Source organism: Leuconostoc carnosum, assembly GCF_014207505.1.
GTDB lineage: Bacteria > Bacillota > Bacilli > Lactobacillales > Lactobacillaceae > Leuconostoc > Leuconostoc carnosum.
Genome location: NZ_JACHGL010000007.1, coordinates 44,349 through 67,534, shown reverse-complemented (window position 1 = coordinate 67,534; position 23,186 = coordinate 44,349). Strand labels below are relative to the sequence as shown.

The window sequence follows — 23,186 nt, the reverse complement described above, 5'->3', positions numbered from 1 at the left end:
AGAGAAATGAATTCAAAAACACAACGTATAGCTGTTACGGCAGTTTTAACGGCATTATTACTTGCTGTTGCACCTTTGGCAGTTAACATTGGTCCGGTTCCGCTGACGCTGCAGACATTAATTATTGCCTTGGTAGCTTCAATTGCATCGACACGGGTTAGTTTAACTGCTATTAGCTTATATTTATTATTGGGCGCTTTGGGATTACCAGTATTCGCTGGCTTTAAAGGTGGATTTGTCTTGTTATTGGGTCCAACAGCGGGATATTTGTGGTCGTTTCTTTTATTCGCGCCTATCATTGGGCTGTCATTTAAAAAATGGTCGACTGTGACTGGTTTAGTCATAACAAATATTATTGCCTCGATATTGAACTTAACATTTGGGACAATTTGGTTGGCTATTAGTATGAATATGCCTGCGCAAGCAGCGATCACAGCGGGATTCACACCCTTTGTTGCCACGGGTGCATTGAAAATCACTGTCGTTGTGATTGTAGCAATTGCCGTGCGTAAATTACAAAAACGAACAGTATTAGCATTTTGAACTAAGTCAATCTTCGGATTGGCTTTTTTGATATACTAATTTAAAAATGTATATTACATAGTGAAACGTTACATTAAGAGCCTGATATCAGGTGGACCTAAGCAATATAAGCAGTTGTGTATATTTCTAGAATGGCAAAAAAAGTGGCGCAAATATGATTGTGATGAACTTAATAAGTTATTAAAATTCTATCATACTAAAGTGACGGTAATTAAGAATTTAAGGTGTTTGACAAAGAATAAAAATTAGAATAAAATAAAAACAATTAGAAAATCATAGAGGTTGCCGCAGACATAAGTCGCTCGCGGAGTGCTGGCAGGTACTTTGAAACGGGTAAAAGGGGATACGGCCGAAGCACTAACACTGTCATGTTGGTTAGCTGGGTCATTAGTTAATATCTAATGGACTGTCGCGAAAGCGGAGTGCTATGACAGGAACGATTGTTTAAATGCGATCCGTGACTGCCACACTTGGCAATCACGGATTTTTATTTTATGTGAAAAGAGTGTGAATAATGGTAGAAGCAATTACGCGGCCTACACGAATTGAAATTTCAAAAAGTGCTTTAAAAAACAATGTTGATGTCGTGAAAAAAACTTCTGGTGCTGACAAAATATATTTAGCAGTGAAGTCTAATGCCTACGGCCTTGGTCTCATACTAACAGCTAAAGCAGCAGTTGCAGGTGGTGTGTATGGTTTGGCTGTGGCAATCATTGATGAAGCATTGGCCTTACGCCATGAACGTATTACGGCACCCATTTTGATTTTGGGTATTTCTTCAGCTGAATATTCTGAGTTAATGGCCGTTCAGCATATTATGGCAACGGTTGTATCTTTAAATTGGTTAAAGGAAGCTGCAACATATTTAAGTGGTGAGCAACGATTACATGTTACCCTTGGGGTAGATACGGGGATGGGACGCATTGGATTCCGTGATCGTCAATCATTAGCTGAAGCGATTGCATATGTGCAAATACATTCTGATATTTTTGATTACGTTGGGGTATGTACACATTTTGCCGAGTCTGATTCGTCAAATACAGACTATTTCTATAAACAATTAAAACGGTGGCATGATATAACAGATGGGCTACCGGAGCCAGAATTTTATCATGTTGCTAATTCTGGTGCGGCGATGTACCATGCTGATGAAGTACCACATGAAGTGATTCGCGTTGGTACAGTCTTGTACGGTATTGAACCATCACGTGGTGAATTAGCAGATGGGAAAGATTTAAAAGCTGTCATGTCTTTGCGTAGCGAAATGAATTTTGTGAAATTATTGCCAGCAGGCGAGGGCATTAGTTATTCGCATAAATATACAACGACTGGCAACGAATGGATTGGTACGGTACCAATTGGTTATGGTGATGGCTGGTTACGCAAATTAACTGGTTTCAATGTTATTGTTGACGGACATTATGCGCCGATTGTTGGTCAAGTGGCTATGGATCAATTGATGATCAAACTACCACATGAATATCCGGTAGGCACCACAGTGACCTTTATTGGTCGAGATGGTGATCTAGAGAACACAATTGAAGATGTCGCGCAGCATGCCGGTTTAGCGCCTTGGGAAATTACCACTGGTCTGCAAGAGCGATTACATCGGGTCTTAGTTGATTAATAGTTTATTATGAGGAGAAGTATAATAAAATGACAGAACGTAAGTATAACGTAGCTATTCTTGGTGCTACAGGGGCTGTTGGTACACGCCTAATTGAACAACTAGAACAATCAACGGTGCCAGTGAACACGATTAAGCTTTTAGCATCATCGCGGTCAGCTGGTAAAACACTACAATTCAAGGGTCAAGATGTGACAGTTGAAGAGGCAACAGCAGAGAGCTTTGAAGGGATTGATATTGTACTAGCTTCAGGGGGTGGTTCAGTATCTCAACGTTTTGCCCCTGAAGCTGTGAAACGTGGTGCGGTTGTCGTCGATAACTCAAGTTATTGGCGTATGAACGATAACGTGCCTTTAATTGTACCTGAAGTTAACGAAGCAGCTTTGCGCGGGCACAATGGCATTATTGCCAATCCTAATTGTTCGACAATACAGATGGTTGTTGCGTTAGAACCAGTACGACGTGCTTATGGGTTGAAGCGTGTGATCGTTTCAACGTATCAAGCAGCATCAGGTGCTGGTCAGTCAGCTTGGCAAGAACTTGTCGATGAGACGGAAGCCTATAATCATGGTGAAACACCTCACCCAGCAATTTTACCCGTTAAAGGTGCAGAAAAGCACTATCCATTGGCTTATAATTTATTACCACAAATTGATGTTTTTGAAGATGATGGCTATACGCATGAAGAGTGGAAAATGATTCATGAAACAAAGAAAATTATGTTTGGTGACAAAAATTCTAAGGATGTTAAGGTCACAGGCACTGCGGTACGTGTACCCGTGCCAATTGGTCACGGTGAAGCAGTTTATTTTGAGACAGCAACTCATACTGGTGCAACAGTAGCTGGTATTCAAAAAGTTTTGAGTGCTGGTGCTGGTGTTGTTTTGGAAGATGATCCGCAACAGCAACTTTATCCACAACCTGTCAATGCAGCGGGCAAGCGTGAAACATTTGTCGGTCGTGTGCGCGCCGATGTTGAAAACGATGATTCATTTCACATGTGGGTTGTTTCAGACAATTTGTTGAAAGGTGCAGCTTGGAATACTGTCCAAATTGCAGAAAGACTGGTTTCATTAGACCTAGTAGCTGTCCCTGCCAATGCGGCTGAAAAATTCAACTCACTTTAAGTAGTTAATGATAATGGTAATAGTCTTATTCATAGCTTTGGCGATATGCTTTTCTGCGCTATTGTATTATCAAGTCAAACGAAATCCTGGCACACTCACAATTGGTACGTATGCCTTTTTTGTGACCATTTCACTGATTGGTGCGATTACTGTACTATTTGGTATATCATACGACACGATAGTACGTATTTTAGAATATCTTTATTATATCGTGGTGCTTTTAGGTCTCACATTAATGTGGCGTTTGGTTTGGTATAGTTGGAAACGTTTTCGTAGTTTTTTATTACCTATAATGTTTATCGGATATATAGCTGCGATTGTATTGTTATCGCCATTCATCTTATTACGTTGGGGAATTACAGGTTTAGCGTTGTATTTTGTTTGGCAATTTCTACGTTTTTTAATAAGCAGCTTGATTTATGGACAGGTTATTTCAGCTCCTAAGCAAGGACCACTTGTTGTGCTTGGCGGGGGTTTAGCTGACGGCTACAAGATCGGCAATATTGTGAATGCGCGTATTCGCGCTGCAGTAGCAGATGCTAAACTCATGACGATATTTCCAATGATTGTATTTTCTGGTGGACAAGGCGAAGACCAATATCTTAGTGAAGCACAGGCAATGAGAGACTGGGCTGTTGATAAGTATGGTATTCCGCCAGCAAAAACAATGTTAGAAGAACAATCACACAATACTTTGCAAAATTTGACATATAGTGCTGAAATTTTAGGATTGCAGCCTTTTACATTTTATACAAGTGAATATCATGTATTCCGTGGTGTCCTTTTAGCTGAAAAGTTGGGGATTACTGTACAGGGGCGCGGCGGTTATACACCAAAATTGTATCGTACGTCTGCTTTTTTCAGGGAATTTGCAGGTACAATGAATATTAATAAACGACGTCATGTTGCATGGGGGATGGCATGGCTAGTTGTTGGAACTATCCTGAATGTTATTTTACAATGGTAAATGATTGTGTAACATCATGATTAATAACGGGGGAAACAACTCAAAGGGAGAGCATCATGAGTATTTTTACACAACTAATGTGGTTCTTTCGGGCGAATAAAAGGCTCTATATTTATGGGTTGTCTTTCTTATTCTTAACGGAAATATCACAAATGGTATCGCCAGCATTGCTCGGCAGCTTTACAGATAGAGTGATAGCACGTGAAGTCACGCCTGAAATTTTACTTCTCTATGCAGGTGGTATCTTGTTTTTTGCCATACTGATGTATGGTTTTCGATATGCTTGGATTACTAATATTTTCCAAGGTTCTGCTTTGTTAGAAAAGACGTTGCGACAACAGCTTTTTGACCACTATATGCAAATGGATACTACTTTTTATCAACGGCATCGGACAGGCGATTTAATGGCACATGCCTCGAATGATCTTTCTGCAATTCAACGTGTCGCCTCTGGTGGTATCTTAATGTTGGTTGATTCACTTGTGATCATTGTGTTCACAGTAATTTCAATGATCTTTGTCGTTGACTGGCGGTTAACTTTAATTGGCGTATTGCCATTACCTCTGCTGGTTATTGGTGTTCGTTATCTTTCACCAAAAATCCGTGAAGCTTTTACTGCATCACAAGAAGCATTTTCAGAATTATCTAATAAATCACAAGAATCTATTGCAGGTATCAAAGCGATTAAGACACTAGGACAAGAATCACAAGATGTGCAAGCGTTTGAAAAAGAAGTTACAAAAACGATTAAGATCAACAAGAGAGTCGCCTTGATTGATTCGTTATTTGGTCCGATGGCCACTGTTATAATGACAATTAGTTATGTCATTATGATGACTTATGGTGGCTCGCTTGTCGTGTCAAATGAGATTACTATTGGTCAATTGGTGTCATTTGCAACTTATTTAGGCTTGCTAGTATGGCCGATGTTTGGCTTGGGTCAATTATTTAATGTGCTAGAGCGTGGCAATGCGTCTTACATGCGAGTGCAAGATATTCTGATGGAAAAATCTGCTATTGTTGAGGATATAGCAGGCATCGATACATTAGCTCAGGGTAATATAAAAATTGATATTGAATCGTTTGTCTACCCAGATGATAGTGATACAAAAAACGCCCTTAAAAATGTGCATATAGATATTAAATCTGGTGAAACACTGGGTATTGTTGGACGTGTCGGTTCAGGGAAAACGACCTTACTGAAATTGTTGCTACGTCAGTTCGATCACTACGAAGGTAGTATTAAGATTGGCAATATTGATATTAAGTCATACCGTTTTGAATCTTATTTGCGAACGATTGGTTATGTTGCGCAAGAAAATTTCTTGTTTTCAGATACTGTTGCAAATAATATTCGTTTTGCAGACGTCAATAAAACACAAGAAAATGTTGAATTAGCAGCTAAAAAGGCAGCTTTTCATGAAGATGTATTGAAGTTCCCTGAACGTTATGAAACAGAAGTAGGCGAACACGGCGTGAGTTTGTCAGGTGGTCAAAAACAACGCCTAGCAATCGCACGTGCCTTAATTATTAATCCTGAGATATTAATTCTAGACGATGCCTTGTCAGCGGTTGATGCACGAACAGAAAAACAAATTTTAAGCGCATTAAAAGCTGAACGTCAGGAAAAAACGACTATTATTGCGGCACATCGAATGAGTTCAGTGATGAACGCTGATAAGATTATTGTTTTTGAACAGGGTGAAATTATCGAATCTGGCACACATGCAGAATTGATGCTTAAGCAGGGTTGGTATGCCCAGATGTATAAACAACAACAACTGGTGACAACACTTGTCAGTAAATTAGACGGGCAAGGAGGGTGACCATGGTAGAAAAAAATAGTTCAGTTTGGGCAAAAAGTATTCCTATTAAAGAACAGCTACGTGTCATTGTGACCCTTATCAAAATGGCAAAACCTTTCCGTAAAATGTTCTTCACAGCGTTAGCAATTGGTGGCATCTTTGCTTTACTACAAGCTGCTGCACCTCGTATTATTACTTATTACATGAACACATACTTGCATGGAAATGATCACGTTACATGGACCATTATGATTAGTTTTGCTGTGATTGTAGCAATTATTCGTCTCGGACAAGCAGTCGCTGATGCCTTTAATGCTTATTATTTTACTGTAGCAGCTGAATACGCATTGGAAGACATCCGTGTTAAAGTGTTTCGTAAACTACACACTTTGGGTATGCGCTTTTTCGATCAAGTACCAGCGGGATCACTGGTCACACGTGTTAATAATGATACGGCATCGTTGGCAGATTTCTGGCGCTTTTTTATGCAATTAACCTTTGCCGTGATGAGTATGATAGGTGCTTACATTGGTATGCTAACGGTCAGCGTGAGTGCAACATTACTTATGCTAGTTGTGGTGCCTTTTATCATCGCTTCTGTCATTATCTATCAGCGCTTTTCATCCAGTTTATTTCGTCATATGCGTGAACGACTATCTAGTCTCAACGCTAAAATTGCCGAAAGTATTACTGGTATTGATGTGATTCAAGAATTTTATCAAGAAGAACGTTTTAAAAAAGAATTCGACAGGGTAAACGGCGAGTATTTTAATGCACGTTTTAAGATGGTAAAGGCAGATGCTTTACTATTGGAGCCAATGATTGATTTGCTTTTGGGTGGCGCTACAGTTTTAGTTCTTTGGTATTTTGGTGTTTTGTCCATGTCAACAGCAGTCGCGGCTGGTGCAATATATGCGTTTACCACTTATCTTAGTAATATTTTTGGACCTTTAGAAAGTATTATGTCATTATTTAGTCCGTTTCAAGAAGGGCTAGTGTCCGGTTATCGCGTATTAGATATTCTTGATAATGATACGTACGCACCAGCTCAGAATCCTGATGCAGATCAAGTAATTAGTAATGGTAAGGTAGAATTTAAGCATGTTAATTTTAGTTATGACGACGAACATCCGATTCTGAAAGATTTGAGTTTTGTTGCTAATCCTGGCGAGACAGTCGCGTTAGTCGGACATACCGGTTCAGGTAAGTCATCAACAATCAACACGCTGATGCGATTTTATGATTTTCAATCTGGTGAGATTTTGATTGATGATCATGATATACGTGACATTAAATTAGACAATCTACGGAAACAAATGGGGTTAGTTTTGCAAGAGCCATTTATGTTTTTTGGGGATGTAACATCAAATATTGCCATGTATGATGACACAATAACTGATGAGCAGGTCAAACATGCAGCTGAATTTGTTGGTGCAAGTCACTTTATTAATCGCCTGGATGATCAATATCATGCTGAGATTCAAGAGGGTGGTTCTGGCTTTTCCGCTGGTGAAAAACAGTTGATTAGCTTTGCTAGAACAATCATTCAAGATCCTAAAATTCTGATTTTAGATGAAGCGACCGCCAATATTGATACTGAAACAGAAGCAACCATTCAGCAATCGCTCAAAAAGATGCGCCAAAATCGTACCACGCTGATAATAGCGCATCGTTTGTCAACTATTCAAGATGCCAATCTCATTTTGGTATTAGATAACGGTGAAGTTGTTGAACGAGGTACGCATGAAGAATTATTGGCACAGCGTGGCCAGTATTACGATTTGTATCGGTTACAGGGTGTTGATAATAACACTTCAGATAATTAATCTGAGTAATGTAATGTTTTCTACCATAGCTTTGACCTGCTGTATGGAAAACAGGTACAATGAATTATAGAACAAAATGGGTAGGTACCACATAATATTGGGCTTACTGATTTTAGTCCCTTTTGTATTGAAGAAATATGTGTTGTTACTACACATATATAAATAAGGAGAGATTTACTCATGTCAATGATTGAATTCAACAATGTCGAGAAGTACTATGGTAACTTCCATGCACTAAAAAATATTAATTTGCAAATTGATGAGGGTGAAACCGTTGTTTTGATCGGTCCTTCAGGTTCTGGAAAGTCAACTTTAATTCGCACAGTCAATGGTCTTGAAGAAATTCAAGAAGGAAATTTGCTAGTCAATGGTTTTGACTTGCATGATCCTAAAACTGATATGAACCGCATTCGTAAGAATGTTGGTATGGTATTCCAACATTTCAATTTGTATAGTAACAAAACAACTTTAGAAAATGTCATGCTGGCACCACGCTTGGTTTTGAAACGTGATGAAGCTGAAAATAAAAAAATTGCGATGGAACTACTTGAAAAAGTTGGTTTGGCTGATAAAGCGGCTAATATGCCATCTGAATTATCTGGTGGTCAAAAGCAGCGTGCTGCGATTGCGCGTTCTTTGGCAATGCAGCCTAAGGCTTTATTGTTTGATGAACCAACTTCAGCGTTGGATCCAGAAATGATTGGTGATGTGCTAGATGTTATGCGTGATATTGCCAAGGATTCATCTATGACAATGCTGGTTGTGACACATGAAATGAGCTTCGCTAAGGCTGTTGCAGATCGTGTTATTTTCATGGCTGATGGACATATTTTGGAAGATAGTTCGACAAAGGAATTCTTTGAAAAGCCAAAAGAACCACGTGCACAAAAGTTTTTGAGTCAAGTTGAACAACATTAATATAATGGAGGAAATGCGTGTGTAGATGTTCTGGGAAGTCAGATGGTGTGTATCAATTTTTACTACAAACCATTATTATAAAGTGACTATACCAGTGTATTTATAAGCGCTTCAATACTATGGAAAAAGCTAAAAAAAAGCAGTTTGGTATTATTGCTACAATCGTCTTAGCTGCCGTGATTGTCCTCGGACTAATGTGGGCTACAGCAACTGCTAGGCGTAATGAAGAACACCAAGACACGTTAGCACGTGTGCAAAAATTAGGGCGCATTGTTTGGGGTGTCAAGGCTGATACCAAATTATTTGGATTAATGGATACTAAAAGTGGTGTCCCACAAGGATTTGATATTGATATCGCTAAAGCTGTGACAGTACAAATAGCTAAACAAACCGATACCCCACTATCGGCTGAGTTTGTACCTGTTTCAGCTTCGTCAAAGATGCAGCTGATCAAAAATACAAACATTGATGGGTCAGTATCAACCATGACAATTACACCGGAACGTGAAAAAATCATTGACTTTACAGATGAATATTTCGATGCGGGTCAATCAATTTTGGTTAAAAAGGACTCAGGAATTCATTCTATTAAAGATATGAATGATCCAAAGTATACAGTCATTGTTATTGTTGGAACGACTGCAGCAACAGAAACTAAAAAATTTGCACCAAAAGCAAAAATACTTGCAGTTCAAGACTATGCTACAGGTATGCAAGCTTTGAAAAGTGGTCAAGGTGAAGCAATGTCAACAGATAATGCCATTCTGTATGGTTTTGCTACCGAAAATCCAGACTATCAAATTGTAGGTGGCACGTTTACTCATGGACCATATGGTATTGCATTTGATAATAATCAAGGGCCTATGATTAGAGAGACAAATAAAGCATTAGCTACAATTAAGAAAAATGGCGTTTATAACAAACTCATTAAAAAATGGTTTAGTGATGTTCCCGGCCTTGACTGGCACAGTTTGGAGGCGAAATAATGAATTTATTACAAGATAATTTCCCAACATTCATGCAAGGATTTGGTTATACATTATTGTCAAGTATTATCGCGCTTGTTGGTTCTATGATTTTGGGAACAGTATTTGCTATCATGCAAATTTTACCCCAGAATTGGGTGAGAACTATTGGTAATGTTTATGTACAGGTATTCCGTAATATTCCATTATTGATTATTACTTTCTTCTTTTTCCTGGTCGTTGCAAATTACGTTAAAATTAGTGGTTTTACATCAGGAACGATTGCTTTGACATTGTATACGTCGGCTTTTATTGCTGAGACAGTACGTGCAGGTATTTTATCAATTGATGGCGGACAAATGGAAGGTGCGCGCGCTAATGGGTTGTCTTTCTGGCAAGCTATGCGTCACATTATATTACCGCAAGCTTTCCGTGTTGCGCTACCATCTTTGGGAAATCAATTTATTAACTTGGTCAAAAATTCATCTGTTTTAGCATTCGTTGGTGGATTAGATTTGATGTATCAAGGAAATATGATTGCCGCTAATACTTTTGATACGTTTTTGACGTATATCATTGTCGCAGTATTCTACTTGGTAATTACATTACCACTTAGTTATTACGTGAAGCACCTTGAGATAAAACTCAAGCACGCAGCATAAGGAGGAAGTATGGTTACATTAGGAATTTTTAGCGCCTTTACACCAGAAAATGTTCTTTACTTACTGGGTGGTTTAGGTGTGACAGTCGGCGTATCAATTATATCCGTTATTTTAAGTTTGATATTTGGCTCTATCGTGGGTATCATTCAATTTGAACGTATCCCGTATTTCTCAAAATTTGTGGGTATGATCAACAATATTATTCGTAACTTACCATTATTGTTGATTATATTCTTCGTCTATTTCGCGCTACCTAAATTAGGCATTCATTTACCTATTTTTTGGGCAACGGTGTTGGCAATGACTACATTTGAGTCATCGATGCTTGCTGAAATCGTACGTGGTGGTCTTGAGTCAATTGATATTGGCCAATTTGAAGGTGCACGGGCTAATGGTTTGAGTAATACTCAGACAATGGTTTATATTGTTTTGCCACAAGCTTACAAGAAAATGATTCCACCAATTATTTCTCAGTTAATTTCATTAGTTAAGGATACTAGTTTGGCATTGGGAATTGTGTTGTCAGAAATGACTTATCGTGGACAAATCGTCTATGCACAAAACTCAAATTATATCATACCGGTCTTGATTGTGATTACATTAGTGTACTTCTTACTAAACTATGGTCTATCATTAATTGCTAAGTGGGCAGATCACAAGTTAGCTTAAAGTCATTGTAAAATATTTTATTAAGAGTATATTATGAACGTGTGATAACTTTTATAAGAATAAACACATAATGAGTTGTATATGGCAATAAAAAATAGTATACTTGTTTTTACATAGTAAGGATTTACTCATATCTCGGGAGGATATAAAACATGGATACATGGAAAAAAGTTGCTATCGGCGCAGCAGCAGTTGTTGTTGTCGTTGGTGGCACACGTGCAGCAGGACTTTGGGGTGGCTCAGGGTCTTCTAATAATAAGAACTTGTCGTTCCAGTTACCAACACCTATTCAAACATTGGATATTTCTAAGAATACTGATACTTATTCTGGAACAATCATTGGTAACTCAGGCGCTAACTTGATGCGCGTGGACAAAAAGGGCGATGCACAGCCTGAATTAGCTAAATCTGTGAAGCATTCAAAAGATGGTTTAACTTATACAGTTGTTTTAAAAGACAATTTGAAATGGTCTGATGGATCAAAGTTGACAGCTAAAGACTTCGTGTATTCATGGCAACGTATCGTTGATCCAAAGACTGCATCACAATATGCTTATCTAGCTTCAGGTGTCCAGAATGCTGATAAGATTGCGGGTGGTAAGGGTGATGTTGACACTCTTGGTGTTACTGCCAAGGGTAATACAATTACATTTAATTTAGAACGTCCCCTGCCTCAGTTTGAATATTTATTGACTTTTTCTAATTTTATGCCACAAAAAGAGAGTTTTGTAAATAAAGAAGGCAAAAAATATGCTACAACAGCAGCAACTTCACTGTATTCAGGGCCATATAAGGTTGAAGGCTGGAATGGTACTAATAACAAATTTAAACTAGTTAAGAATGATAACTATTGGGATGCCAAGAATGTCAAGACAAAGCAAGTTGATGTTCAAGTTGTTCAAAAGCCAGACACGGCAGTTCAGCTTTACAAGCAAGGTAAGATTGATCGCGTGTCAATTGCTAATACACCAGAATTGTATAATGCTAACAAGAACAATAAAGATGTTGTTAAGGCACCCGAAGCTACAGCAGCGTACTTACAATATAATCAAACTGGAAAAAATAAATTCTTATCTAATGCTAAAATTCGTGAAGCTCTAAACCTTGCAACTAATCGTAAAGAGTTAACGAATCAAGTGACATCAGGTATTTCAACGGCAGCTACTGGTTTGGCACCAGAAGGGCTAGCTAAGACAACATCTGGAGAAGATCTAGCGAAGTATGTAGCGCCTGGATATAAATTCGATGCAACTGCAGCTAAAAAGGCTTTCGAAGAAGGCCTGAAAGAATTAGGCGAAACAAAAGCAACCTTTACCATTACCTCTGATGCTGATTCACCAGCTGCCAAATCAACATTGGATTACTTGCAGGGTTCATGGGAAAAGGCGTTACCAGGTTTGAAAATTAACCAAAAGTTTGTACCATTTTCACAACGTATCAAGGATTCACAATCTCAGAATTTTGACATTGTAGTTTCATTATGGGGTGGTGACTATCCTGAAGGATCAACGTATTATGACATCTTTAAGTCAGGTGCATCAAACAATAATGGTCAGTTCAAAAATGAAGCATATAATACGGCCGTTAAAGAAGCAGAATCAACAAATGCATTAAATCCATCTGCTCGCGATAAGAATTATAAGGATGCTGAAGCTGCCTTATTGAAAGACAATAACTTTAATCCATTGTACTTCCGTTCAGGCTATTCACTACAAAATCCTGATGTATCAGGTATTATTTTGAATACGACAGGATTGAATCAGGACTGGAAGTCAGCTGTTAAAAAGTAAAATTTGCTACTATTAGTTTACATTGAATTCAGTAATAAGAATTGACGCAAGTTAATTCTTATTTTGTTATAGGAAGTCATACACATGTGGAAATATATTTTAAAAAGACTAGCACTTCTGCTTTTTACACTTTTCTTAGTGATTACAGTAACGTTTTTCTTGATGCAGATCATGCCAGGTACGCCGTTTAATAATCCTAAACTAACACCTGAAGCATTGGCACAATTAAAAACAACATATGGATTAGATTTGCCACTTTGGCAGCAATATTGGAATTATTTAGTTGGTGCATTACACGGTGATTTTGGTACCTCATTTCAATACCAAAACCAGTCGGTTAGCATGCTGATCGGACAACGCTTGCCAGTGTCTGCTCAATTAGGCGCACAGGCTTTAGTTGTTGGTGTCATTGCTGGACTTATTATGGGTGCAGCGTCAGCGCGTAATAAAAACAACAAAATAGATGGCACTCTGGGTATTGTTTCAACACTTGGTATTTCGGTGCCTAGTTTTATTTTAGGAATTGTCTTGGTTTATTTGTTTGGATTTAAATGGCCTCTGTTCCCAGTATCTGGGTGGGGAGACTCATTTTCACAATCTATTTTGCCAACTATTGCCTTAGCCGTGAGCCCAGCAGCAGTAACCACACGATTTGTTCGTTCAGAAATGATTGAAGCATTGAGTTCTGATTATGTGCAATTGGCTAAAGCGAAAGGTTTGAGCCCTAAAGAAATTGTAAATAAACACGCATATCGTAATTCAATGATTCCGGTATTGACATTAATTGGTCCAATGGCAGCCGGGTTATTAACCGGTTCAACATTGATTGAGCAAATTTTCTCAATTCCTGGTATTGGACAACAATTTGTTTTGTCAATTCCTTCAAAAGATTTTCCAGTTATCATGGGAACAACGGTTGTGTATGCAGCTATGCTAATGGTAATGATTTTGATTACGGATATTTTGACAGCGATTATTGATCCGCGTGTCCGTTTGCAATAAGGAGGCCTATAATGGCAGCAAATACTCAAGATTTTGTTATTGTTGGCGCACAGGATTCTGAAGCCAACGAACATATTGCTAAGCCTGCCTTGTCATTTTGGCAAGATGCTTGGCGTCGACTTAAGCTCAATAAGCTGGCAGTCATTTCATTGTGGTTCCTAGCATTCATTTTGGCATTCGCTTTTGTGTCAAACTTTGTTATGCCACAGCAGCAAGCGAATTCATTTAATTCCGATAAAGTAGGTGTTTATAAAAATTTGCCACCTAAATCCGGATTACCTATTCCTGGATGGAGTGGTCAAATCAAAGCACCTGGTGATACAACTTCAACTGATGTGTATGCTTCACAAAATGTACCTAAAAGCGAAAAATTTATTTTGGGAACAGATAATATCGGTCGTTCATTAGCTAAACGTGTCACTGTAGGATTGCGTATTTCATTGTTAGTTGCCTTAGTGGCGACATTCATTGACTTATTAGTTGGTGTGGCCTATGGTGTCCTTTCTGGTTGGAAAGGTGGCTGGGTTGATAATGTGATGCAGCGTATTATTGAAATTTTGTCATCTGTCCCTAATTTGATTATTGTAACGATGTTAGGGTTAGTACTTGGTGGTGGTGTACTATCTATTATTTTAGCGATTGCCATGACAGGCTGGCTGGGTATGGCACGACAAGTTCGTAACATGACGTTAACATTAAAAGAACGTGACTACGTCTTGGCAGCCAAATCACTTGGTGAAAGTTCATTTAAAATTGCTATTAAACATTTGATTCCAAATATGGCTGGTACAATTATTGTTCAAATTATGATGACAGTACCGACTGCTATTATGTTTGAAGCGGTTTTGTCAGCGATTAACTTGGGCGTTAAGCCACCAACTGCATCATTGGGTTCATTGATTTCGGATGCCTCGTCAATGCTGCAATTCTATCCTTATCAAGTATTAATTCCGTCTGCTATGCTGGTCTTAGTATCATTGGCCTTTATCCTGTTGGGTGACGGCTTACGTGATGCTTTTGACCCCCGTGCGAGTGAAGATTAAGAGGTGTGCAGATTATGAGTAACCCAATTTTAAAAGTTGAAAATTTGCATGTGAATTTTAATACGTATGCAGGGACTGTACAAGCAATTCGTGATGTATCATTTGATCTTAATCAGGGTGAGACATTGGCAATTGTTGGTGAGTCAGGATCAGGTAAGTCGGTGACGACAAAAACATTAATGGGACTAAATGCTAAAAATGCTTTGATTCCAGACAATTCAAGATTAATATTTAAAGATCGTAATTTATTGGATTTGACGGAGTCAGATTGGCAATCAGTTCGTGGTAATGAAATTGCCATGATTTTTCAAGATCCTATGACGAGTTTAGATCCAACGATGAAAATCGGTATGCAAATTGCCGAGCCTTTGATAAAACATCGGAATATGAAAAAAGAAGATGCGCTAAAACGTGCTTTGGAACTGATGAAGGGTGTTGGTATTCCTGACTCGGAAGAGCATATCAACGATTATCCGCATCAATGGTCTGGTGGTATGCGTCAGCGTGCGGTAGTCGCTATTGCTCTGGCTGCTGATCCAGAAATACTGATTGCTGATGAACCTACCACCGCTCTAGACGTTACAATTCAAGCGCAAATTCTGAACTTAATGAAAACATTGCAGAAAGATACTGGTAGTTCAATTATTTTTATTACCCATGATTTGGGTGTTGTTGCTGGTATGGCCAATCGTGTTGCTGTTATGTATGCTGGTAAAATTGTTGAGTATGGTACTGTGGATGAAATTTTCTTCAATCCCCAACATCCGTATACTTGGGGATTGTTAAATTCGATGCCAACAACTGATACACAGCAAGGTGGGCTTCAAGCTATTCCCGGAACGCCTCCTGACTTATTGGAACCGCCAAAAGGTGATGCTTTTGCATCACGTAATGCCTATGCATTGGCAATTGATTCTAAAGAAGAACCACCATTTTTCCGTGTGAGTGATACACATTATGCTGCTACTTGGCTACTTGATGAACGGGCACCAAAGGTGACACCGCCTGTAAAAATTCAAAAGCGTTGGGCACATTGGCGAGAAATGCAAGAACAGGAGTCTCAAGCATGATGGATGAAACACCAAAGAAGTTAGTTGAACTGAAAGATTTGCAACTGTACTTTAACCAAGGTAAATCAAATGAAGTTCGTGCCATTGATCATGTTAGTTTTGATATTTATGAAGGTGAAGTTTTTGGATTAGTTGGTGAGTCAGGCTCTGGAAAAACAACAATTGGTCGTGCTATTTTGAAGTTATACGAACCAACTGCTGGTCAAATTCTATTTGATGGTCAAGACGTGACACATCTAAAGCATAAACATCTATCTGAATTTCGTAAAGATGCACAGATGATTTTCCAAGATCCACAAGCCAGTTTAAATGGTCGTATGAAGGTACGTGACATTATTGCTGAAGGTATTGATATCAATAAACTAGCAAAAAATAAGGCAGAACGTGATGCCAAAGTGCAACATTTGTTAGATTTGGTTGGTTTAAACAAAGATCATGCAACGCGTTATCCACATGAATTTTCAGGTGGTCAGCGGCAACGTATTGGTATTGCGCGTGCTTTAGCAGTAGATCCAAAATTCATTATTGCAGATGAACCGATTTCAGCTTTGGATGTATCTATTCAAGCTCAAGTTGTTAATTTGATGAAAGAGTTGCAAACAGAGCACTCTTTAACGTATCTCTTCATTGCGCATGATTTGTCAATGGTGAAATATATTTCTGATCGTATTGGTGTCATGCATTGGGGTAAATTACTTGAGATCGGGACGGCTGATGCTGTCTATAATCACCCATTGCATCCCTACACGAAAAGCTTGTTATCAGCTATTCCTGTGCCAGATCCAGAAGTTGAAAGCATGCGTCAACATATTGAATATGATGCTAGCATCGAAACAGACGGCAAGGAACGCCAGATGGTTGAAATAAATCCTGGGCACTTTGTTTTGGCAACACCAGAAGAAGTTTCAGTTTATAAAAATCAACAAAAGTAAACGTGAGTATATTAATCGAACATCTATTAGATGTTCGATTTTTTTATAAAAATTGTGTATAATTTATATTAGTAAAAAATGAGAAAGAAGCCAATTAATGACAAGACTACAAGATGATTTTTATGAAAGCGTCAACGGCGAATGGCAAAGCACGGCTGTTATTCCTAATGATAAAACCAGTACAGGTGGATTTAATGATTTAGCTGATGACATTGAGAAATGGTTATTGTCTACTACTAGTGATTGGTTACAAGGCAAAAATCTACCTAAAAATAATCCGATTTTAGATAATTTCATTAAATATCATCAATTAGCATCGGACATCGAGACGCGTAACAAGATTGGTACGCAACCAGTGAAGGAATTGATCAAACAGTATAAGCAGTATACCTCTCTAGCTGATTTTGCCAGTCATATCGTCACTTTAGAAAAAGCGGGATTACCTAATGCATTGCCATTTGAAATTGCACCAGATTTCAAAGACGCGCGTCGGAACGTATTGTGGGCTGGTGGATTGTCTTTGATTTTACCAGATACAACATATTACGCGTCAGATAATGAACAAGGACCACAACTCTTAGCTGCTTTCCGTGCAGAGCAAGAGGCTTTGCTACCTAAGTTTGGCTTTACGGCAGATGAAGTCGCGGATTTATTGGATAAATACCTTGAATTAGATGCACGTGTGTCTCAAGTTGTCTTGAGTAATGAAGAAAGCTCAAAATATGCAGATCTTTACCATCCATATCAATGGGATGATTTTGCACAATTAACACCAGAATTACCATTAACTGAGATGCTCGAGGTACTGGTGGGTGAAAAGCCTGACTTTGTGATTGTACCAGAAGAACGTTTTTGGCAGGCGTCTGCACAATTTTATACGGAGGCGGCTTGGCCATTATTGCGAGCACGCTTATTAGTAAACTTGGTTAATCAGTTTACAGAATATCTTTCAGAAGAGGTACGCGTATTAGGTGGTGCGTATGTACGAGTACTAACTGGCTTACCTGAAGCACGCAGTAACCAAAAAGCTGCTTTTTACTTAGCAAATGGTGAATTTAATCAGGCTGTTGGTCTATATTATGCGAGCCAAAAATTCTCATCTGAGGCAAAAGCTGATGTTGAAACTAAGGTTGCAACGATGATTGATGTTTATAAATCACGCTTGACAGCCGCTACATGGTTGGCACCAGAGACACGCGACAAAGCAGTAGTTAAATTAGATACTATTGTGCCTCACATTGGTTATCCTGAAAAAGTACCAACCCGTTTAAAAGAGAAAAAGGTTCTGTCTGGAGAAACGTTATTTGAAACGGCAACTAAATTTAGAAAAATAGAAGTGGCTTACCAATGGTCAAAATGGCATCAACCTGTTGACCGTAGCGAGTGGCACATGGGCGCTCATTTGGTAAATGCCTATTATGATCCACAACAAAATCAAATTGTTTTTCCGGCAGCTATTTTGCAAGCACCATTCTATAGTTTAGAGCAATCATCATCAGCAAATTATGGTGGTATTGGCAGTGTGATCGCTCACGAAATTTCACATGCGTTTGATACTAACGGTGCCTCTTTTGATGAATTTGGGAGCTTAAATAATTGGTGGACCGACGCAGATTATGCTGCCTTTAAAGAGCGTACTCAAAAAGTTGTTGACCAATTTGATGGCCTAGACTCATATGGTGCTAAAGTTAATGGTGAACTGACAGTGTCTGAAAATGTTGCTGATCTTGGTGGCCTCGCAGCAGCTCTAGCAGCAGCAAAATTGGAGAAAGATTTTTCATCAGAATCATTTTTCTTAAGTTGGGCAACAATTTGGCGTATGAAAGCAAGACCAGAGTATATGAAATTACTGACCTCAGCTGATGTTCATGGTCCTGCAAAATTACGTGTTAATGTTCAGGTAAAAAACTTTGATGACTTTTTCGAAACCTTCAAGGTTACGCCCAAGGATGGCATGTGGCGCGACCCTGAGAATCGTGTGACTATTTGGTGATATTGCTTCCAAAATAAATTTGTTCATAAGTCATTAAAAATGTCATGTTTTTCACAACATGGCATTTTTAATGTGCTTGTTTTTGGTACTTTTAAAAAAGAATATGACTCAAGAGGCAAACAGAGGTATAAATTTGATATAATATGACGTATTGATTTGTTGAAAAGAGTGAAGTAGAATGAATGAAAAAATAGTTTTACTAATAATTCAAGTGTTATTAGTAATCGTCTTATTCTTTATGGTTATCTTAGTTTCTCGAGCATACTTAGTGCAAAAAAAGCCGATTTTTCAACGCTTTGGTTTGGGTATGGTAATCGGATTTTTTACGGACTTTGGGGATACCTTAGGCATTGGTTCTTTTGCGACCACAACGGCGGCATTCCGTGTAACAAATTATGTACCGGATGAAAGGCAACTGCCTGGTACGCTTAATGCCATGCACGCCATACCAGTTATGGTGGAGGCACTGTTCTTTATAACTGCCGTTCAAGTTGAACTGTTAACACTCATACCGATGACCACAGCAGCTGTGGTTGGCGCCTATGTGGGGACACACATTACTAAGAACTGGCATGCACCCACGGTGCAAAGGGTCATGGCGAGTGCGTTATTAATAGCCGTCATTATTATGATTGTTCGTATGTTTACTAATCCAGGGTCGGGTAATTCGATGAGCGTACATGGTTTACATGGTTGGTTATTATTTATTGGGATCGCTTTTAATTTTGGAATTGGTATTTTAATGACGATGGGGTTAGGAAACTATGCGCCAGAGTTAATTTTCTTCTCACTTGTTGGTGTCAATCCAGCGATTGCTTTTCCTGTTATGATGCTTGATGCTGCTTTAATTATGCCTACCACGGCGTGGAACGTCATTAAAATGGATCGGGTGTCATGGCGTGGATTTGCTGGTGTCGCAATTGGGGGCGTACTAGGTGTGGTTGCTGCAGCGCGGTTTTTCACCAGCCTAGATACAGAATTATTGAAAAAGTTAATTGTTGTTGTTTCTTTGTGGACTGTATTTGGTTTATTTCGTGACTCATATAAAAAGAATTGGAAGAAAGTTCATTAAACCCCTTGCCAAGTCTCGAAAAATTTGGTATTATTATATAGTTGTTTGAGATATGGGAGTGTAGCGAAGTCTGGCTAAACGCGACGGACTGTAACTCCGTTCCTTCGGGTTCGTAGGTTCGAATCCTACCGCTCCCATAGCCGATATAATAGTTAACGGCTAAATAAATTAACTATTGCCCCTTCGCCAAGTGGTAAGGCAGTGGTTTTTGGTACCGCTATGCGCTGGTTCGAATCCAGCAGGGGCAATAATAAAAAGCAGGAAGCCTAGTAGGTTTCCTGCTTTTTGCTCGTTTTAGAATAACTGTCATACTTATTCTAAAGCACAATTGTCAATTATAAAAGTGAGATTATTTACTTACTTTTTCGGTGCACGTAACACTAAACCATGTTCAGGGGTTCGTGCATTGATGACGATATCTTCGATTCTGAAGATATGTGCGAGTTGATCAGGTGTGAAACAGTTTCTTGTTTGAGCAATTTGACGCAAAGATTTACCGGTTTTAATCGATTCCTTTGCCATTTTTGCTGCTTCTTGATACCCGATGATTGGGGTCATAGCAGTTGCGAAACTAACTGATAAATCAATATCTTGAGCTAGTCGAGACTTATTACTATTAATGCCATCAATGGCATTGAGACGCAAAGTGTCCATAGCTGAAGTTAGGTGTTCAATACCTGCAAAGAGTGAACGGAAGACAATGGGTTCGAAAGCGTTTAATTCTAGTTGACCAGCTTCGGCAGCAGCGGTAATTGTGGCATCAAAGCCAAACATTTCAAAGGCTACTTGGTTAACAACTTCAGGAATGACGGGATTAACTTTACCTGGCATAATAGATGATCCAGCTTGCTTAGCTGGTAGATTAATTTCAAGGAGTCCAGAACGTGGTCCTGAGCTTAATAGTCGGAGATCGTTAGCAATTTTAGATAGATTCATTGCTAGTGTTTTCAAGGCTCCTGATAAGGCGACAAAACCATCAAGGTTCTGTGTCGCATCAAATAAATCGTGTGCCTGTGTTAGTGGTAATTTAGTAATGCCCGCGAGGTTTGGAACAATATGTACTTGGTAATGGTAGCTCACGTTAATACCTGACCCAACCGCTGAGCCACCCATATTTAGCATATATAATGGTTCACGTGCAGCATTTAGTCGTTCAACATCTCGACGTAGCGGCTTAAGCCAAGCGTGAAAACTATTACCTAATGTTGTGGGTACGGCATCTTGTAGTTGCGTGCGTCCCATTTTGTAGGTTGATGAAAACTCATCGGCTTTATTACCCAGCGAATCGATGAGTGCTGTTAATGATTCAAAAAGTGGATCTAATAATCGTAAAAGGGCAATTTTTCCAGAACTAGGATAGGTGTCATTGGTACTTTGTCCCATGTTGACGTGATCATTTGGGTTAATATACTTGTAATCACCACGTTCACGACCAGTTTGTTCAAGTGCGACATTGGCAATCACTTCATTGACATTCATATTTGTTGATGTACCAGCACCACCTTGAATATCACTAATTGGAAACATAGACATGTCAAGAGGTGAACTGAGTAGTGTTTTAGTTGCACTCACAATATGTTTAGCCACTGAGCGATCCAGACTACCAGCTGTTGCGTTTGTTTGTGCGGCAGCTTGTTTGATTTCTAGAAAGGCACGAATCAATTCAGGATGTGTTGCTTGTGAAGAAATAGGGAAATTATGTAAGGCACGTTGTGTGTGGATACCATAGTAGGCCACTTTTGGGATGTTTAATGATCCTAGTGAATCTGATTCTGTACGCATGATTAATCTCCTTGATTACTGATTATAAGACTATTTTAACTGTTGATTTTGATATACCAATTAAACATGTTATCTATTGTGACATCTTAAATGGCATGTTTTTAATATAAAAAAGAGATAGACCAATTTTAAAGGAAAATGAAGTAATTATCCATAATATTTTTACTCGCAAAAAAACATGTCCTAAAAAAGGCCATGCTTAGTAGGGATTATTTTACTTCTAAAATATCAACCACATTATTTTCATTACCAATAATCACACGATCTACAACGTCAGTGAATAAACCATGCTCGACGACACCAACCATTTTAATTAATTCATCACCAAGTAACCGTGGGTTTTCTATGATCGGTAGATGTAAATCAATTAAAAAATTAGCAGAGTCTGTGCGTACAGGGTTACCATTTTGATCTAAACGCCAAGTAGGATGGAAGCCTCCAGATTTAAAACGCTTAAACAGTTGGTCTGAACCGTAAGGAATGACTTCAACGGGTAGATATTGGTTAAGTTTTGGGACGCGTTTTGACGCATCAACGACCCAAATATTTTCACGAGAGTTGAATGCAACAATCTTTTCCCAAAGTAACGCAGCTCCGCCACCTTTAATGGCTGAAAAATCGTCGGCAATTTGATCAGCACCGTCAATCGTGAGATCAATTTTGTCAACATCATCGACATTATGCATTGGAATACCAAGTTGTGCAGCGTTACGGCGTGTCTTTTCAGAAGTGGCAACACCCACAATGTTTAAATTTTCATTGGCAACACGTTCACCTAAAGCGTCGATAACATGAGCAATTGTTGAACCAGAACCTATGCCAACAACCATGTCATTCTGTACAAATTCAGCTGCGCGGCGTCCTGCGATAATTTTCTGTAGATCTTGGCTCATGATTTGTACTGAATCTCCTGATATTGGTCTGGGTTCCTAGCAAAAAGTTCACGTACATAAGGACAAACTGGTTTAATCGTCATCTGTTCTTCGTGTGCTTCATGGACAACTGCATCAACTAATTGCCGCGCAATCCCTTGGCCACGCAGACTAGAATCAACGACTGTTGAATTAATGGCATAAGTTTTACCATCATTTACGGTTGTGTATAGAATTTCTGCAATTGTTTTGTCACCATCTAACAAAAAATAGCGACCTGGTTCGTGTTGGAATGTTGTCATGTGATGCCTCCTTATTGTCATAATTGCTCATCGGAATAACTATGTCTGTTCTGTATTATTATAACAAAAATAAAGCGATGCTTGATGATAGTCATCTTATATTTAATATCGCACGGAAATATATTAATATTGCCAAAAATACCGTACAATAAAATAAGAATTAAATATTGGAGGAAAGTGTTGGTTCTGTTGTGGCTAATTGTTTAGCTCTGCGGGTAC

20 protein-coding genes, 2 tRNA genes and 1 riboswitch are annotated in these 23,186 nt (G+C 38.8%); of the genes, 19 read left to right on the top strand and 3 right to left on the bottom strand.

Annotated features, from left to right (window positions below; translation table 11 throughout):
• The first annotated feature begins 6 nt into the window (after positions 1 to 6).
• The 19 genes from HNQ98_RS08105 (at position 7) to HNQ98_RS08015 (ending at position 20,259) form a co-directional block, all read left to right on the top strand.
• Positions 7 to 543, top strand: coding sequence for a biotin transporter BioY (locus HNQ98_RS08105; protein WP_014973613.1), 537 nt, complete (start codon positions 7 to 9; stop codon positions 541 to 543).
• Between the two features lie 268 nt (positions 544 to 811).
• Positions 812 to 979, top strand: a riboswitch (Lysine riboswitch).
• A gap of 78 nt (positions 980 to 1,057) precedes the next feature.
• Complete coding sequence (gene alr / locus HNQ98_RS08100) at positions 1,058 to 2,170, top strand: alanine racemase (protein WP_135197987.1); 1,113 nt, start codon at positions 1,058 to 1,060, stop codon at positions 2,168 to 2,170.
• A 29-nt stretch (positions 2,171 to 2,199) separates the two neighbouring features.
• The gene (locus HNQ98_RS08095; protein ID WP_019040594.1) at positions 2,200 to 3,297 is read left to right on the top strand and encodes an aspartate-semialdehyde dehydrogenase; all 1,098 of its coding nucleotides are present in this window, start codon (positions 2,200 to 2,202) and stop codon (positions 3,295 to 3,297) included.
• Between the two features lie 13 nt (positions 3,298 to 3,310).
• Positions 3,311 to 4,264 carry a YdcF family protein gene (locus tag HNQ98_RS08090; RefSeq protein WP_135197988.1) on the top strand — a complete coding sequence of 318 codons (954 nt, stop codon included), beginning with the start codon at positions 3,311 to 3,313 and terminating at the stop codon, positions 4,262 to 4,264.
• A 56-nt stretch (positions 4,265 to 4,320) separates the two neighbouring features.
• Positions 4,321 to 6,090: an ABC transporter ATP-binding protein gene (locus HNQ98_RS08085; RefSeq protein WP_135198223.1), complete on the top strand. Its 1,770-nt coding sequence runs from the start codon at positions 4,321 to 4,323 to the stop codon at positions 6,088 to 6,090.
• Between the two features lie 2 nt (positions 6,091 to 6,092).
• Positions 6,093 to 7,895 carry an ABC transporter ATP-binding protein gene (locus tag HNQ98_RS08080; RefSeq protein WP_135197990.1) on the top strand — a complete coding sequence of 601 codons (1,803 nt, stop codon included), beginning with the start codon at positions 6,093 to 6,095 and terminating at the stop codon, positions 7,893 to 7,895.
• A 180-nt stretch (positions 7,896 to 8,075) separates the two neighbouring features.
• On the top strand, positions 8,076 to 8,813 hold the full coding sequence (locus HNQ98_RS08075) for an amino acid ABC transporter ATP-binding protein (RefSeq protein WP_041773116.1): 738 nt from the start codon (positions 8,076 to 8,078) through the stop codon (positions 8,811 to 8,813).
• Between the two features lie 119 nt (positions 8,814 to 8,932).
• Positions 8,933 to 9,799 carry a transporter substrate-binding domain-containing protein gene (locus HNQ98_RS08070; protein WP_019040418.1) on the top strand — a complete coding sequence of 289 codons (867 nt, stop codon included), beginning with the start codon at positions 8,933 to 8,935 and terminating at the stop codon, positions 9,797 to 9,799.
• Positions 9,799 to 10,440: an amino acid ABC transporter permease gene (locus HNQ98_RS08065; protein ID WP_014973623.1), complete on the top strand. Its 642-nt coding sequence runs from the start codon at positions 9,799 to 9,801 to the stop codon at positions 10,438 to 10,440. Before HNQ98_RS08070 ends, HNQ98_RS08065 begins: the two co-directional genes overlap by 1 nt.
• A gap of 9 nt (positions 10,441 to 10,449) precedes the next feature.
• The gene (locus HNQ98_RS08060; RefSeq protein ID WP_014973624.1) at positions 10,450 to 11,109 is read left to right on the top strand and encodes an amino acid ABC transporter permease; all 660 of its coding nucleotides are present in this window, start codon (positions 10,450 to 10,452) and stop codon (positions 11,107 to 11,109) included.
• 152 nt (positions 11,110 to 11,261) lie between these two features.
• A complete protein-coding gene (locus HNQ98_RS08055) occupies positions 11,262 to 12,899 on the top strand; it encodes a peptide ABC transporter substrate-binding protein (RefSeq protein WP_135197992.1) in 1,638 nt (545 codons plus the stop codon).
• An 84-nt stretch (positions 12,900 to 12,983) separates the two neighbouring features.
• The gene (locus HNQ98_RS08050; protein ID WP_014973626.1) at positions 12,984 to 13,901 is read left to right on the top strand and encodes an ABC transporter permease; all 918 of its coding nucleotides are present in this window, start codon (positions 12,984 to 12,986) and stop codon (positions 13,899 to 13,901) included.
• A gap of 11 nt (positions 13,902 to 13,912) precedes the next feature.
• Positions 13,913 to 14,944 (top strand): ABC transporter permease, encoded by a 1,032-nt coding sequence (locus HNQ98_RS08045; protein WP_014973627.1) that lies wholly within the window; start codon positions 13,913 to 13,915, stop codon positions 14,942 to 14,944.
• 14 nt (positions 14,945 to 14,958) lie between these two features.
• Positions 14,959 to 16,014, top strand: a complete 1,056-nt coding sequence (locus HNQ98_RS08040; RefSeq protein ID WP_014973628.1) for an ABC transporter ATP-binding protein — start codon at positions 14,959 to 14,961, stop codon at positions 16,012 to 16,014.
• Entirely contained in the window at positions 16,014 to 16,946 is a 933-nt protein-coding gene (locus HNQ98_RS08035) for an ABC transporter ATP-binding protein (RefSeq protein WP_014973629.1), read from the top strand. The genes HNQ98_RS08040 and HNQ98_RS08035 overlap by 1 nt, the downstream gene beginning before the upstream one ends.
• A 97-nt stretch (positions 16,947 to 17,043) precedes the next feature.
• Positions 17,044 to 18,939, top strand: coding sequence for a M13-type metalloendopeptidase (locus HNQ98_RS08030; protein ID WP_184285040.1), 1,896 nt, complete (start codon positions 17,044 to 17,046; stop codon positions 18,937 to 18,939).
• A gap of 178 nt (positions 18,940 to 19,117) precedes the next feature.
• On the top strand, positions 19,118 to 20,011 hold the full coding sequence (locus tag HNQ98_RS08025; RefSeq protein WP_135197994.1) for a sodium:solute symporter: 894 nt from the start codon (positions 19,118 to 19,120) through the stop codon (positions 20,009 to 20,011).
• Between the two features lie 54 nt (positions 20,012 to 20,065).
• Positions 20,066 to 20,148: transfer RNA gene (locus tag HNQ98_RS08020), tRNA-Tyr, on the top strand.
• Positions 20,149 to 20,187: 39 nt separating this feature from the next.
• A tRNA-Gln gene (locus HNQ98_RS08015) sits at positions 20,188 to 20,259 on the top strand.
• A 109-nt stretch (positions 20,260 to 20,368) separates the two neighbouring features.
• Here the strand turns inward: HNQ98_RS08015 and HNQ98_RS08010 are convergent.
• The 3 genes from HNQ98_RS08010 to HNQ98_RS08000 form a co-directional block, all read right to left on the bottom strand.
• On the bottom strand, positions 20,369 to 21,793 hold the full coding sequence (locus HNQ98_RS08010; protein WP_019040990.1) for an aspartate ammonia-lyase: 1,425 nt from the start codon (positions 21,791 to 21,793) through the stop codon (positions 20,369 to 20,371).
• Positions 21,794 to 22,002: 209 nt separating this feature from the next.
• A complete protein-coding gene (gene rpiA / locus HNQ98_RS08005; protein ID WP_135197997.1) occupies positions 22,003 to 22,686 on the bottom strand; it encodes a ribose-5-phosphate isomerase RpiA in 684 nt (227 codons plus the stop codon).
• Complete coding sequence (locus HNQ98_RS08000) at positions 22,683 to 22,967, bottom strand: GNAT family N-acetyltransferase (protein ID WP_135197998.1); 285 nt, start codon at positions 22,965 to 22,967, stop codon at positions 22,683 to 22,685. The genes rpiA and HNQ98_RS08000 overlap by 4 nt, the downstream gene beginning before the upstream one ends.
• Between the last annotated feature and the right edge of the window lie 219 nt (positions 22,968 to 23,186).